Source organism: Pseudoxanthomonas sp. JC1303, assembly GCF_058448525.1.
Genome location: NZ_CP185958.1, coordinates 963468 through 977699 on the forward strand (window position 1 = coordinate 963468; position 14232 = coordinate 977699).

The window sequence follows — 14232 nt, forward strand, 5'->3', positions numbered from 1 at the left end:
CGATGTTCGCCTACTACTGCCAACTGGCCCTGCGCAGCTTCCGCCGCAACAAGGTGCTCACCGCGCTGATGGTGCTGGCCATCGCGCTGGGCATTGGCGCGTCGATGACGATGCTCACCGTGTACCACGTGCTGTCGGGCGACCCGATCCCGGCCAAGAGCACCCGCCTGTTCCACGTGCAGCTCGATCCGGAGCTGCTGGCCGGCTACACACCCGGCGACGAGCCCCAGGCCGATCTCAACCGACACGATGCGGAGACGCTACTGCAGCAGGCGCGCGGGCAGCGCCAGGCGATGATGTCCGGCGGCAGCGTGACGATCGAACCGGCCGGCGGCGCGCTCAAGCCCTTCATGCTGGATGCGCGCTACACGACGCGGGACTTCTTTGCGATGTTCGATGTGCCCTTCCTCTATGGGCACGCCTGGTCGGCGGCCGAGGACGAAGGCCAGGCGCGGCTGGTAGTGATCGCCAGGCGCCTCAACGACAAGCTGTTCGGCGGCGCGGACAGCACCGGTCGCACCCTTCGCCTGGATGGTCATGACTTCCGCATCGTCGGGGTGATCGATCACTGGAGCCCCAAGCCGCTGTTCTACGACCTCAACCTGAGCACCTATGGCACCGAAGAGCAGGTCTTCGAGCCGTTCCAGACCGCCATCGGCCTCAAGCAGTCGCGCTCGGGCAGCATGAATTGCTATGGGCAGGAGGCCACGGTGGACGGCACCGAGCGCGAGGCGTCCTGCGCCTGGATCCAGTACTGGGTGCAACTGGCCAGCGCGGGACAGGCCGACGACTACCGCACCTACCTGACCCAGTACTCGCAGCAGCAGCACGATGCCGGCCGCTACCAGCGCCCGCCCAATGTGCGCCTGCGCGATGTCATGGACTGGCTGGATTTCAACCAGGCCGTGCCCGGCGACGTGCGCCTGCAGCTGTGGCTCGCACTGGGCTTCCTGCTGGTGTGCCTGGTCAACACGGTGGGCCTGCTGCTGGCCAAGTTCCTGCGCCGCAGCGGCGAGATCGGCGTGCGCCGTGCCCTTGGGGCCAGCCGCGTGGAGATCTTCAAGCAGTGCCTGGTCGAGGCGGGAACCGTGGGCCTGAGCGGTGGCGTGCTGGGCCTGGGCCTGGCCGAACTGGGCCTGTGGGCCGTGCGCCATCGCCCCACCCAGTACGCCGCGCTGGCCCACCTGGACGCGAGCATGCTCCTGCTGACCTTCGTCCTGGCGCTGGTGGCCAGCGTCCTGGCGGGCCTGCTGCCGGCCTGGCGGGCCATGCAGATCACCCCCGCCGTCCAGCTCAAGACCCAGTAACCGGAGGACTGCCTGATGGAAATCCGACCGATCCTGTCGACCCTGCGCCGGCACAAGACCGCCGCAGCGCTGATCGTGGTGGAGATCGCGCTGACCTGCGCGATCATCTGCAACGCCTTGTTCATCGTCGGCCAGCGCTGGGAGTCGCTGCACCAGACCAGCGGTGTGGCCGAACACGAGCTGGTGGTCCTCTCGCTCAGTGGGGTGGGCAAGCAGGTCAACGCCGATGCCAGGGCGCAGGAAGACCTGGCCGCGCTGCGCGCCGTGCCGGGGGTGACCAGCGTGGCAATGGTCGACCAGCTGCCGTTCCGTTATGGCTCCAACAACTCCTCGCTGGGCACTCGCCCCGACCAGCCCACCCCGACCCTGAGTGCGGCGATGTACGTGGGCGACGAGGGCACGCTGCGTACGCTGGGTCTACGGCTGGCGGCCGGGCGCGACTTCAGGCCGGATGAGTTCATGAACTGGTCCGAGTTGATGGACCAGCTGGGTACCCACAACGGCATGCCACTGAAGACCATGCCGCTGATCGTGACCAAGGCCACTGCCGAAAAACTCTTCCCCGGACAAGCCGCCGTCGGGCGTCAGGTGTATATGGCCAACATCCCGCTGATCATCGTCGGGGTGGTCGAGCAGCTGCGCCGGCCCAACAGCTGGAATGGCAACACCAGCTATTCGATGCTGATGCCGCTGCGCAAGCATTACGACCAGGGCGGGCTCTATGTGCTGCGGGTGAGCGACCCGGCGCGCCGCGCGCAGGTTCTGCGCGATGCGGTGGACGCCGTCAACCGCGTCGATCCGAGCCGCCTGGTGATGCAGAACCAGACCTTCGACGAGCGTCGCGCCGACTACTTCAGCAACGACCGCGACATGATGGGCCTGCTGATCACCCTGTGCGTGGCGCTGCTGGTAGTCACCGCGCTGGGCATCGTCGGGCTGGCCAGCTTCTGGGTAGGCCAGCGCACGCGCCAAATCGGCGTGCGCCGCGCGCTGGGGGCCACACGCGGGCAGATCCTGGGCTATTTCCAGACCGAGAACTTCCTGCTGGTCACCCTGGGCATTGCCCTGGGCATGGTGCTGGCCTTCGCCCTGAACCAGCTGCTGATGCGCCATTACGAACTGCCGCGCCTGCCGCTGGCCTACCTGCCCATCGGCGCGCTGGCGCTATGGGTGCTGGGCCAGCTGGCGGTGCTCTACCCGGCCCGTCGCGCCGCCGCCATCCCGCCTGCCATCGCCACCCGCAGCGCCTGACCCACTGGAGCCGCCATGCTCGCCTACTACTTCAATCTCGCCCTGCGCAGCTTCCGCCGCAACCGGGCTTTGACCGTGCTGATGGTGCTGGCCGTTGCCCTGGGCATCGGTGCGTCGATGACCACGCTGACCGTCTTCCACGTGGTCTCCGGCGATCCGATTCCAGACAAGAGCGACCGCCTGTTCTACGTGCAGCTGGATCCGCGGCCGCTCAATGGCGCCAAGCCGGGCGAGGACCCCAGCGACCAGCTCACCCGCTTCGACGCCGAAGCCTTGCTGCGCGAAAAGCGCGGCGACCTGCAGGCGATGATGTCGGCCGGTGGCGCGGCCATCGAGCCGGACACGCCGGGCCTGACGCCCTTCCTCCTGCATGCGCGCTACACCTCAGCGGACTTCTTCCCGATGTTCGAGGTGCCGCTGGTACACGGCCATCCCTGGACCGCGGCCGATGATGAGGCGCGTGCACGCGTGGTATTGATTAGCCAGCCGCTGTCACAAAAGCTCTTCGGCCAGGCCGACCCCACCGGGCGCACGCTGCAGCTGGGCAAGACCGCCTTCCGCGTGCTGGGCGTGGTCGATGGCGACTGGAATCCCAACCCGCGCTTCTACGACCTGACCAATGGCCGCTACAACGAAGGGCCGGAAGACGTGTACGTCCCCTTCTCCACTGCCATGGACCTGCACTGGGGCAACAGCGGCAACACCAACTGCTGGAGCGATGCCGGCGATGACGCCTTGGCGTTGAACGCCGGCTGCGCCTGGGTCCAGTACTGGGTGCAGTTGGCATCCCCGTCCAAGGCCGCCGATTACCGGGCCTACCTGGAGAACTACTCGGCGCGCCAGCACGACGCCGGCCGCTTCCAGCGCGCGCCCAACGTGCGTCTGAGCGACGTGATGACCTGGCTGGACCACAACCAGGTCGTGCCGAGCGACGTGCGTCTGCAGGCGTGGCTGGCGTTGGGCTTCCTGGGCGTGTGCCTGCTCAACACCGTGGGCCTGCTGCTGGCCAAGTTCCTGCGCCGCGGCAGCGAGCTGGGCGTGCGTCGCGCCTTGGGCGCCTCGCGCCGGGACATCTTCGTCCAGTGCCTGGTCGAGGCCGGCACGGTCGGCCTGGCCGGCGGTGTCCTCGGCCTGGGCCTGGCCTTGCTGGGCCTGTGGGCGGTGCGCCAGCAACCCACCGACTACGCCACCTTGGCCCACCTGGACGCCCCGATGCTGCTGGGCACCTTTGCCCTGGCCCTGGTCAGCAGCCTGCTGGCCGGCGCATTGCCGGCCTGGCGCGCGATGCAGGTCACTCCCGCCATCCAGCTCAAGACGCAATAAGGAGCCGCATCATGGAACTGCGCCCCATCCTGTCCACCCTGCTGCGCCACAAGACGGCCGCGGCCCTGATCGTGCTGGAAATCGCCTTCAGCTGCGCCATCGTCTGCAACGCGCTGTTCCTCATCAACAACCGTCTGGAACGCATGCACCGGCCCAGCGGGCTGGACGAGTCGCACCTGGTGTTTCTGCGCATCAACGGCATCAGCCACGACGCCGAGGGCAACGCCGTCACCCGCGCCGACCTGAACGCGCTGCGCGCCATCCCCGGTGTGCGCGCGGTCACCACGATCAACCAGGCCACGTTCGCCAACTCCATGTGGATGAGCAGCATCAAACTGCGCCCGGACCAGGAGGACAGCACCATGGCCACCACCAACTACATGGTTGGTGAGGGTGGCCTGGATGCGCTGGGCCTGAAGCTGGTGGAAGGCCGGGACTTCAAGCCCGACGAGTACCGCAATGCGGACGACAACAACTATCCATCGGTCATCCTGACCCGGGCACTGGCCGCGCACCTGTTCCCCGGCGCGTCCGCACTGGGCAAGTCGATTTACGTCTTTGGCGACCAGCCGCATCACGTGGTCGGCATCATCGAGCACCTGGCCAAGCCGCGCGATGCCGGCCCCGGGGCCGAATACGACATGTCCATGCTGTTCCCGGTGCGCTTCAACTACATGGACGGCGGCATCTACGCGATCAACGTGGCCGACCCGGCCCGCCGCGACGCGGTGCTGGATCAGGCCAAGCAGGTGCTGTCGCACATCGGCCCGACCCGCATCGTCAGCGTCAACACCAGCCGTACCCTGGAAGACCTGCGCACCCGCTATTACCGCAACGACCGCGCCATGGCCTGGCTGCTGGTGGCGGTCAGTGCAGCGCTGCTGGTGGTGACCGCGCTGGGCATCATCGGCCTGGCCAGCTTCTGGGTGGCCCAGCGCACGCGCCAGATCGGCGTGCGCCGCGCCCTGGGCGCCACCCGCGCCCAGATCCTGCGCTACTTCCAGACCGAAAACTTCATTCTGGCCACCGTGGGCATCGTGCTGGGCATGGGCCTGGCCTACGCCATCAACCAGCTGCTGATGAGCAAGTACGAACTGCCGCGCCTGCCGCTGATGTACCTGCCCGTGGGCGCGGTGCTGCTGTGGGCGCTGGGGCAGGTCGCCGTGCTGTGGCCGGCCAGGAAAGCCGCCGCCGTGCCGCCGGCAATTGCCACCCGCAGCGCCTGACCGGCCGCACAGGAGCTCCACATGCTTGCCTACTACTTGAATCTGGCCTTGCGAAGTTTCCGTCGCAACAAGGCACTGACCGCGTTGATGGTGTTAACCATAGCGCTGGGCATCGGTGCGTCGATGACCACGCTGACCGTGTTTCACGTGCTGTCCAGCGACCCGATTCCAGGCAAGAGTGAGCGGCTGTTTTATGTTCAGATGAACGCCCTGCCCGATAGCCAATACGACCCTGGCGACCGGGACGAGCTGCTGCAAATGACCCGCCTGGATGCCGAAAGCCTGCTCAAGCAGGGCCATGGCAAGCGCCAGGCGATGATGTCCGCCGGCAGCGTGGTCATTCTCCCGGCCGCGGCCGGACAGAGCGCGTTCCGGGTCGAGTCGCGTTACACGACGGCCGACCTTTTCCCCATGTTCGATGTGCCGCTGAAGCATGGCCATGCCTGGTCAGCGCGCGACGATGCCGATCACGCGCGCGTGGCGGTGATTTCCTCAAAACTCAATCAGCAGCTCTTCGGTGGTGCCGACGGCACCGGCCGCACCATCCAGGTCAGCGGACAGTCGCTTCAGGTGATCGGGGTGTTGAACACGTGGGCGGTCAATCCACGCTTCTACGACTTGACCAACAACGAGTTCGGCAACAGCGAGGAGATCTTCGTTCCCTTCTCCACCGCGATGGACCTGGCGTTCCCGTTGAGCGGTTCGATGTGGTGCTGGGGCGATTCACCAGAAGGCAAGACGGCCCTGTCCGCGCCTTGTGCTTGGCTTCAGTACTGGACCGAATTGGGCGCCGGTTCGGATGCAGCCGATTACCGCCGCTATCTGGACAACTACATCGCCCGCCAGCACGACGCGGGGCGATTCAAGCACCCCGGCGACCTCAAGCTGCTCAACGTGATGCAGTGGCTGGATCTCAATCACGTGGTGCCGTCGGATGTGCGCCTGCAGCTGTGGCTGGCGCTGGGGTTCCTGGTGATCTGCCTACTCAACACCATCGGCCTGCTGCTGGCCAAATTCCTGCGCCGCAGTAGCGAGATCGGCGTGCGCCGCGCCTTGGGGGCCAGCCGCATGACCGTGTTTGCCCAATACCTGGTCGAAGCCGGCATCGTCGGTCTGACCGGCGGCAGCCTGGGCCTGATCCTGGCGCTGCTCGGCCTGGCCATCGTCCGCAAGCAACCGGCCGATTACGCGCCCATGGCACACATGGATCTGACGATGCTGCTGGCCACCTTTGGCCTGGCGCTCCTGAGCAGCCTGTTGGCCGGCGCACTGCCGGCCTGGCGGGCCATGCACGTCACACCCGCCATCCAACTCAAATCGCAGTAACCGGAGATCCCCATGGAACTGCGACCGATCCTTTCCACCCTGCGCCGCCACAAGATCGCCACCACGCTGATCGTGCTGGAGATCGCCTTCAGCTGTGCAGTTGTCTGCAATGCACTGTTCCTGATCGGACAGCGTCTGGAGCGCATCCAGCGGCCGACGGGGCTCGATGAATCCCACCTGGTGGAGCTGCATGTCAGCGGCATTGGCAAGGACAGCGATGCCTTGGCCGTGACCCGCGATGACCTGAGCGCGCTGCGCGCGATTCCCGGTGTGACGGCCGCTTCCATCATCAACCAGACCGTGTTCGGCTCAAATTTCGGGGTCAGTAGCATCAGCCTGCGCCCCGATCAGGACAAGCCCACGGCGACCGAGACGCGATACCTGGGCGGCACGCAAGTCATCGAGACACTCGGCCTGCGCGTGATGTCAGGACGCCCGTTCAACGCCAATGAATTCACCGACTTCCAGACCAACCCCACCTCGACGCCTGAAAGCAGCAGCACCCCGGTGATCCTGAGCCAGGCGCTGGCCGAGCGGTTGTTTCCAGGGGAAAATGCGGTCGGCAAGACGCTTTACATCGATGGCACCAACCCGGTGGTGGGGGTAGTTGACCGACTCGTGCAACCTCGCGACAACGGCAGGTCGGCCCAGTACGACTACGCCGTGTTGATGCCGTCGAACCTGCCCTATTCGCGCGGAACCTATCTGCTGCGCGTGGCCGATCCCGCACAACGCCAGGCCGTCCTCAAGACCGCACTTCAGACACTACGCACGCATGGGCCCACCCGACTGGTGTCCAGCGATGATGCACGCACGCTGGAGCAGGCGCGCCACAGCTACTACAACAACGACCGCACCATGGCCTGGCTGCTGGTGACCGTCTGCGTGGTGCTGCTGTTGGTCACCGCCGGCGGCATCGTCGGACTGACCAGCTTCTGGGTGCAACAGCGCACCCGACAAATCGGCATCCGCCGCGCGCTGGGCGCCAGCAAGCGTCAGATCCTCAACTACTTTCAGACCGAGAACCTGATGCTGGTCAGCGCCGGCATCGTTCTGGGCATGTTGCTGGCCTACGCCATCAACCAGCTGCTGATGAGCAAGTACGAGCTGCCGCGCCTGCCGCTGATGTACCTGCCCGTGGGCGCGGCGCTGCTGTGGGCGCTCGGACAGGTCGCCGTGTTCTGGCCTGCGCGCAGGGCTGCCGCCGTGCCGCCGGCAATTGCCACGCGCAGCGCCTGAAGGCCTTTAACGTAACCATGCACAGGAGCGAACCTTGATCGGCTACTACTTCCGCCTGGCCCTGCGCAGCCTGCGGCGCACGCCGGTGATGACCGCGCTGATGGTGTGCGCCATCGGCCTGGGGATCGGCGCCAGCATGACCATGCTCACCGTGCTGCATGTCATGACCCAGGATCCGATTCCCGAGAAGAGCGGGGTGTTGTTCTATCCGCACCTTGATCCGCTGCCGCTGAAGTATCCCGATGGTGGCAGGTGGGGAAATCCTTCAAACAACTTCACCTATCCCGACGCGATGGCGCTGCTCACGCATGGCAGGGCGACGCATCAGGCGGCCATGGCCGGCGGCCGTCTATTGGTGTGGCCGACCAAGGCAACCGCCCGTCCCAACTATTACGAGGGCCGCTTCACCACCGCGGATTTCTTTGCGATGTTCCAGGTCCCCTTTGAGCATGGCCAGGGCTGGACCGCGCACGAGGACGATGAGCATGCGCGCGTGGTGGTGCTGGGACACGACCTGGCGGTCAAGCTATACGGAACGACCGATGTCGTCGGGCGTACGGTGCGCCTGAAGGACACGCTTTTCCGGGTGGTGGGCGTCACCGCACCGTGGTCGCCACAGCCGCGCTTCTACGCCGACCTGGGCAGCAGCGATTCGTTCGGCCAGAGCGATGCGTTCTTCCTGCCTCTGTCGGTCGCGGTTGAACTTCGGTTCGACATTTCCGGCAACCAATCCAGTTGGGCCGAGTCGGACATGGAAGACGTCCTGAAATCGCCTTCGTCGAGCTGGCTGCAATTCTGGGTGGAGCTCGACACCCCGCAGCAGGTCGCCGACTACACGCGCTTCCTGCATGACTATGCCGCCCAGCAGCATGCCAGCGGGCGCTTCGAGCGCGATCCGCAGACCGTGCGCCTGTATCCGTTGATGGACTGGCTGGCCTATCGCAAGCTGGTGCCTTCGGAAGTGCAGTTGCAGCTGTGGCTGGCGCTGGGCTTCCTGCTGGTGTGCCTGGTCAACATCGTTGCCCTGTTGCTGGCCAAGTTCCTGCGCCGCGGCAACGAGATCGGCGTGCGCCGCGCCCTGGGCGCGCGTGGCCGGGACATCCTGGTCCAGCTTGGGACCGAAGCCGCCTTGATCGGCCTGAGCGGAGGGCTGCTGGGCATCGCCCTGTCCCAGCTCGGACTGTGGAGCGTGCGCCAACGTCCCGACGACTACGCCCGGATCGCCCAGATGGACGCGTCGATGTTGTTCTCCACCGTCACGCTGGCCGTGGTGGCGACCTTGCTGGCCGGCCTGCTGCCGGCATGGCGCGCGAGCCGGATCTCACCTGCGCTGCAGATCAAGGGAGTCTGAATCATGCCGTTGCCCCTCATGCCCATCCTGTCGGCGCTGCGTCATCACCGGCTCACCGCCGCGCTGTTGACGCTACAGGTCGCATTGACCTGCGCCATTGTGATCAATGCAGGCTTCATGCTGGTCGGACGGATCCAGCAGATCACCGCGGCCTCCGGGCTACCAGAAGACCAGTTGTCCCTCATCAGCGTCAGTGGCCTGGACGACGCGGCCAATGCACATGCGCAGCGGCAGACCGACCTGACGGCGCTACGCGCCATCGATGGCGTTCAGGCCGCGGCGGCGCTGGACAATGGCAGCATGCCGCTGTCGCGCAACTATTCCGGTACGGGGGCGTGCACATCGCAGGAGGGATTTGATCGCGCCAAAGCCGCCCGCGGTATCGACGGCATCAGTGGCTGCGTCTCGTTTCCCAGCTATTCGGGCTCGTCGGACCTGTTGAAGGCCATGGGCCTGACCCTGCTCGCCGGGCGCGATTTCACCGATGAGGAGCGCGCCGCCGAAAAAGCCGGCCAGGCCGTCATCGTGACCCGCAGCATGGCCCACCGCCTGTGGCCCGGGCAGAATCCGGTCGGCAAGCTGCTGTACGGGTTCAATGGCCCGGTTCCAGTGGTGGGCATGATCCAGGACGTGCTGGCGCCCATGGCCTCCGGCGGGCCAGACGACACAATGCTTCTGCTGACCTCCACCAGCCAGGCACGGATTTCCGCGACCTATCTGTTGCGTAGCGCCCCCCAGGACCGTCAGCGCGTGCTGCGCGAAGCGGCCGCCGCGCTGGACAAGGCCGGCCCGGTGCGCCTGATTCCCGAGGAGCAGCGACGCACCTACACCCAGGTGCGCCGCGAATACTTCCAGCGCGACGTCACCATGCTCGGTCTGCTCATCACCTCGTCGTTGGCGCTGCTGTTCGTCACCGCACTGGGCATCGGTGGGCTGGCGAACTTCTGGGTTGGCCAGCGCACGCGGCAGATCGGTATCCGCCGCGCGGTGGGCGCCACGCGCGGGGACATCCTGCGCCACTTCCAGGCCGAGAACTTCCTGATCGTCGGGGCCGGCGTCGTGCTGGGCATGCTGCTGGCCTACGGCCTGAACCAGCTGTTGATGCGCCAGTACGAACTCGCGCGCCTGCCCCTGCTCTACCTGCCCGTCGGTGCGCTGCTGCTGTGGGCACTGGGCCAGGTCGCCGTGCTCGGGCCCGCCCTGCGCGCCTCGCGCGTCCCGCCGGCCATCGCCACGCGGGCCGGCTGACGTTCCATGGAGATGCATATGCCAACCTCACGCCGCTTGCTCATCGCCACCGTGCTGTGCGCCCTGTGCGCAACGCTTCAACCCGCGTCTGCCGAGGCGAAGTTTGGCCACCTGCAGGTCGATGACCATCAGCTCCGCTGGCAAGGCCTGGAGCGTCGCCTGCAGCTGCGTGACGTCCAGGCGGGCGTCGTGGTGAAAGATGCGAAGGGACTGCCGCTACACGCCGGCGAGGTGATCCGCGCGGTCGACGGCAAGCCGGTCCAGACGGTGGCTGCGCTGATTTCGGCCCTGCGCGCCCTGCATGGTCACAGCACGGCGCTGCAGGTCGACGCGCGCGATGGCAGCGTGCATGTGGCGCATCTGTCGGCCAGTGATTACGTGGACCTGATTCCTCCCGCGCCCCCGCCGCCACCGTTGCCACCACCACCCCCGCCGGCACCCGGTGCGTGAGCCGGATCGCCTGATGCCGCAGGCCGGTATCCTGTGCCGGTTCACCCACCACCCCGGAGCATGTGATGTCCGTCCGCCCATCCTCCCTGCTGGGCATGCTGCTAGCCCTTTGCTACGTCGGCACCGCGCTGGCCCACCAGGCCGCGCCGGCCGCCGATGGCGTGCTGGTCTCCGAGGGCACGCTGGATGGCTACACCGGCCGCTATGCCGCCGTGGACGGCCTGACGCTGGAGGTCTGGCACGAAGGCAGCACGCTGATGCTGCGCCCGGCCGGCGGCAGTGCCGTGGCGCTGGTGGCTGACTCGGAGACCGTCTTCCATGCCAGCGGGCAGCAGGCGCGCGTGGAGTTCGTCTTCGGCGCCAACGATCGTGTCAGCCATCTGTTGCTCACCCAGGGCGGCACCACTCTCAAGGCGATCCGCCAGTAAGGCCACGGACTCATGCCGACCCTGCTTATCATCGACGACAACCCCGCCGTGGCCCACGCCCTGGACGTGCTGTTTTCGCTGCACGAGATCGATACCCTGCACGCGGCCAGTCCGGACGCCGGCCTGGCCATCCTCGACCGCGAGGCGATCGACCTGGTGATCCAGGACATGAACTTCTCCGCCGACACCACCAGTGGCGAGGAGGGCCAGGCGCTGTTCGCGCAGATCCGCGCGCGCCATCCCGACCTGCCGGTGGTGCTATTGACCGCGTGGACCCATCTGGAAGCGGCCGTGGAGCTGGTCAAGGCCGGCGCGGCCGACTATCTGGGCAAGCCCTGGGACGACCGCCGTCTGCTGGCCACGGTCAACACCCTGCTGGAGCTGGCCGAGGCGCGCGAGGAGCTGGACCGGCGTCGCGCGCGCGACCGGCTGCAGCGCGCGCAGCTGGAGGAGAAGTACGACCTGCGTGGCCTGGTGTTCAACGACCCGGCCAGCGAGCGCGTCCTGGCGCTGGCCTGCCAGGTGGCACGCAGCGACCTGCCGGTGCTGATCACCGGTCCCAATGGCAGTGGCAAGGAAAAGATCGCCGAGATCGTGCAGGCCAACTCCTCGGTGCGGCACGGGCCGTTCGTGACGCTCAACTGCGGCGCCCTGCCCAGCGAGCTGATCGAGGCCGAGCTGTTCGGTGCCGATGCCGGCGCCTATACCGGGGCCAACAAGGCACGCGAGGGCAAGTTCGAGGCGGCCGATGGCGGCACGCTGTTCCTGGACGAGATCGGCAACCTGCCGCCGGCCGGACAGATGAAGCTGCTGCGCGTGCTGGAAACCGGCCGCTTCGAGCGGTTGGGCTCCAACCGCGAGCGCAGCGTGCGCGTGCGCGTGATCAGTGCGACCAATGCCGACCTGCAGACGATGATCCGCGAGGGCAGCTTCCGCGAGGATCTCTACTACCGCCTCAACGCGATCGAACTGGCGCTGCCGCCGCTGGCCGAACGTCCCGGCGACATCCTGCCGCTGGCCGCGCACTTCGCCGACAAGCCCATCGGCGAATCGGCCCGCGCCGCGCTGCTGCGCCACGCCTGGCCAGGCAACGTGCGCGAGCTGCGCAACGTCATTCAGCGCGCCAGCCTGCTCAGTCCCGGCGCGCATATCGAGGCGGCCGACCTGCAGCTGCCGGCCGCCGCGCCGGCCGCACGCGTACACGCGCCCTCGGCCGAGCCGGACAAGGCCCAGATCGAAGGTGCGCTGGCGCGCGCTGGCGGCGTGATCGCCCAGGCCGCCGCCGAGCTGGGCCTGAGCCGGCAGGCGCTGTACCGGCGCATGGACCGGCATGGAATCAAGCCGCAATGAGCGCGCGGCCATGAAGCGCTCGCTGGCCGGTCGCCTGATGCTGTGGCTGCTGCCACTGGGCGTCGCGGCCATCGCCCTGCCGCTGGCCATGCAGACCTGGCTGGAGGATGTATGGCTCAGCGCCATCATCTCCGCGGTCTTGCTGCTGCCGTTGGCCGCCTGGGTCATTCGCCAGGCCCTGATGCCGGTGAACTCGCTGTTCCGTGCCTTGTCCGGCGCGGTCAACAGCTATCGCGATGGCGAGTTCAACTTCGGCGTGCACTGGTCCGGCAACGACGAGCTGAACGATCTGGTGGTCTCCCACGAGGAACTGGGCCAGGTGCTGCGCGACCAGCGCCAGGGCCTGGCCCAGCGCGAGCTTCTGCTGGACAGCATGATCCAGCACTCGCCCGTGGCGATGCTGCTGCTGGCGCCCGGCGGCGATGGCGGCATGCGCGTGGTGTTCGCCAACCTGGCCGCGCGCAACCTGCTGTTCGGCGGCCGGCGCATGGAGGGGCAGCGCTTCGAGACCCTGCTCGAACACGCCGAGCCGGAGCTGGTCGAGGCGATGGAACGGGGTGGGGACAGCCTGTTCGCCGTTGGCGCGGAGGAAGAAGGCGGCGAGGAGCAGATCTATCACCTGGCACGGCGACGCTTCCAGCTCAACGGCCGCCAGCAGGAGCTGCTGCAGCTGTGGCGGCTGACCACCGAGCTGCGCCGCCAGGAGGTGCAGACCTGGAAGAAGGTCATTCGTGTGATCAGCCACGAGCTCAACAACTCGCTGGCACCAGTGGCCTCGCTGGCGCACTCCGGCGGCGAACTGGTGCGGCGCGGTCGGCACGATCAGCTCGAACATGTGTTCGCCACCATCGAGGAGCGCGCGCGCCATCTGGAGGAATTCATCCGCGGCTACGCACGCTTTGCCAAGCTGCCGCAGCCACAGAAGCAGGCCATCGAATGGTTCGCCTTCCTGCGCGGGCTGCAGCAGCAGATCGGCTTCACCATCGAGGGCCATGCCGAGGGCATCCGCAGCCGCATCGATCCTGCGCAGCTGGGCCAGGCGCTGTTGAACCTGGTCAAGAACGCGCACGAGGCAGGCTGCGAAGGCAGCGAGGTCATCGTGCGCGTCACCCCCCTGCACGGACAGGTGCGTGTGGAGGTGCTCGACCGCGGCAGCGGCATGAACGAGGCGGTCCTGCAGAACGCGCTGGTGCCCTTCTACTCGACCAAGCGCAACGGCACCGGCCTGGGGCTGGCGCTGACCCGCGAGATTGTCGAGGCGCACGATGGGCGCATCGCCCTGCACAACCGCGAGGGCGGCGGACTGTGCGTCAGCCTGCACCTGCCCAGCACCTGATCGGCCTCGCCGACCTCAGCGCTGGCTAGCGCCCGGCGAAATGGGCAGCTGTTGGGGTGAAGCATCTTCGCCCTTCGCGTCGAGCGCAGCCCGCAAGGCGCGCTGCAGGGCGGCGGTGAGGCGTCGCAGCTCCTGGAGTTCGCGTTCGAGTTGGCGCAGGCGAGCGCCATGCACGTCGTGATGCACATTGCCGCGCTGCTGGCTGGCTTCGCGTCGCAGCCAGGCATTGAGCGTCTCGCTGCGGCAACCCAGGCCTTTTGCGACGTGTTGGACCGCGCCGCGTCGCGAGTAACCGTTGGCCGCCAGCGCATGCACCTGCTGGAGCGCCCGGGCCTTGGCCGCCTGCGAGTAGCGCATTGCCGCCATGTCGTCAGCGCCGCCAGGCCGGGCGCGCGCG

General features: G+C 67.2%; 13 protein-coding genes. 12 read left to right on the forward strand and 1 reads right to left on the reverse strand.

Translation table 11 applies throughout. The annotated features are described in order from the left end of the window. The first annotated feature begins 2 nt into the window (after positions 1-2). From ACORQU_RS04315 to ACORQU_RS04370, 12 genes are all read left to right on the forward strand, one after another. The gene (locus ACORQU_RS04315) at positions 3-1307 is read left to right on the forward strand and encodes an ABC transporter permease (RefSeq protein WP_491643638.1); all 1305 of its coding nucleotides are present in this window, start codon (positions 3-5) and stop codon (positions 1305-1307) included. 15 nt (positions 1308-1322) lie between these two features. Next, positions 1323-2558, forward strand: coding sequence for an ABC transporter permease (locus ACORQU_RS04320; protein WP_491643639.1), 1236 nt, complete (start codon positions 1323-1325; stop codon positions 2556-2558). Between the two features lie 15 nt (positions 2559-2573). Beyond that, positions 2574-3881 (forward strand): ABC transporter permease, encoded by a 1308-nt coding sequence (locus ACORQU_RS04325; protein WP_271644601.1) that lies wholly within the window; start codon positions 2574-2576, stop codon positions 3879-3881. 11 nt (positions 3882-3892) lie between these two features. Further along, positions 3893-5107: an ABC transporter permease gene (locus ACORQU_RS04330; RefSeq protein ID WP_491643640.1), complete on the forward strand. Its 1215-nt coding sequence runs from the start codon at positions 3893-3895 to the stop codon at positions 5105-5107. Positions 5108-5128: 21 nt separating this feature from the next. Beyond that, entirely contained in the window at positions 5129-6433 is a 1305-nt protein-coding gene (locus tag ACORQU_RS04335) for an ABC transporter permease (RefSeq protein WP_491643641.1), read from the forward strand. 12 nt (positions 6434-6445) lie between these two features. Beyond that, positions 6446-7672, forward strand: a complete 1227-nt coding sequence (locus ACORQU_RS04340; RefSeq protein ID WP_491643642.1) for an ABC transporter permease — start codon at positions 6446-6448, stop codon at positions 7670-7672. 34 nt (positions 7673-7706) lie between these two features. Beyond that, on the forward strand, positions 7707-9023 hold the full coding sequence (locus tag ACORQU_RS04345) for an ABC transporter permease (protein ID WP_491643643.1): 1317 nt from the start codon (positions 7707-7709) through the stop codon (positions 9021-9023). A gap of 3 nt (positions 9024-9026) precedes the next feature. Continuing rightward, the gene (locus ACORQU_RS04350) at positions 9027-10271 is read left to right on the forward strand and encodes an ABC transporter permease (RefSeq protein ID WP_491643644.1); all 1245 of its coding nucleotides are present in this window, start codon (positions 9027-9029) and stop codon (positions 10269-10271) included. A gap of 18 nt (positions 10272-10289) precedes the next feature. Further along, positions 10290-10721: a hypothetical protein gene (locus ACORQU_RS04355; protein WP_491643645.1), complete on the forward strand. Its 432-nt coding sequence runs from the start codon at positions 10290-10292 to the stop codon at positions 10719-10721. Between the two features lie 65 nt (positions 10722-10786). Then, a complete protein-coding gene (locus tag ACORQU_RS04360) occupies positions 10787-11149 on the forward strand; it encodes a hypothetical protein (RefSeq protein ID WP_491643646.1) in 363 nt (120 codons plus the stop codon). A gap of 12 nt (positions 11150-11161) precedes the next feature. Next, entirely contained in the window at positions 11162-12499 is a 1338-nt protein-coding gene (locus tag ACORQU_RS04365) for a sigma-54-dependent transcriptional regulator (RefSeq protein WP_491643647.1), read from the forward strand. Positions 12500-12509: 10 nt separating this feature from the next. Further along, positions 12510-13835 (forward strand): sensor histidine kinase, encoded by a 1326-nt coding sequence (locus ACORQU_RS04370; RefSeq protein ID WP_491643648.1) that lies wholly within the window; start codon positions 12510-12512, stop codon positions 13833-13835. Between the two features lie 15 nt (positions 13836-13850). Here ACORQU_RS04370 and ACORQU_RS04375 read toward each other — a convergent pair whose 3' ends face one another. After that, entirely contained in the window at positions 13851-14201 is a 351-nt protein-coding gene (locus ACORQU_RS04375; protein ID WP_491643649.1) for a transposase, read from the reverse strand. Positions 14202-14232: the final 31 nt, after the last annotated feature.

Excerpts from the sequence above, each read along its gene's own strand:
- ACORQU_RS04315 (WP_491643638.1), top strand. The coding sequence starts at position 3 with ATGTTCGCCTACTACTGCCAACTGGCCCTGCGCAGCTTCCGCCGCAAC.
- ACORQU_RS04320 (WP_491643639.1), top strand. The coding sequence starts at position 1,323 with ATGGAAATCCGACCGATCCTGTCGACCCTGCGCCGGCACAAGACCGCC.
- ACORQU_RS04325 (WP_271644601.1), top strand. The coding sequence starts at position 2,574 with ATGCTCGCCTACTACTTCAATCTCGCCCTGCGCAGCTTCCGCCGCAAC.
- ACORQU_RS04330 (WP_491643640.1), top strand. The coding sequence starts at position 3,893 with ATGGAACTGCGCCCCATCCTGTCCACCCTGCTGCGCCACAAGACGGCC.
- ACORQU_RS04335 (WP_491643641.1), top strand. The coding sequence starts at position 5,129 with ATGCTTGCCTACTACTTGAATCTGGCCTTGCGAAGTTTCCGTCGCAAC.
- ACORQU_RS04340 (WP_491643642.1), top strand. The coding sequence starts at position 6,446 with ATGGAACTGCGACCGATCCTTTCCACCCTGCGCCGCCACAAGATCGCC.
- ACORQU_RS04350 (WP_491643644.1), top strand. The coding sequence starts at position 9,027 with ATGCCGTTGCCCCTCATGCCCATCCTGTCGGCGCTGCGTCATCACCGG.
- ACORQU_RS04355 (WP_491643645.1), top strand. The coding sequence starts at position 10,290 with ATGCCAACCTCACGCCGCTTGCTCATCGCCACCGTGCTGTGCGCCCTG.
- ACORQU_RS04360 (WP_491643646.1), top strand. The coding sequence starts at position 10,787 with ATGTCCGTCCGCCCATCCTCCCTGCTGGGCATGCTGCTAGCCCTTTGC.
- ACORQU_RS04365 (WP_491643647.1), top strand. The coding sequence starts at position 11,162 with ATGCCGACCCTGCTTATCATCGACGACAACCCCGCCGTGGCCCACGCC.
- ACORQU_RS04370 (WP_491643648.1), top strand. The coding sequence starts at position 12,510 with ATGAAGCGCTCGCTGGCCGGTCGCCTGATGCTGTGGCTGCTGCCACTG.
- ACORQU_RS04375 (WP_491643649.1), bottom strand. The coding sequence starts at position 14,201 with ATGGCGGCAATGCGCTACTCGCAGGCGGCCAAGGCCCGGGCGCTCCAG.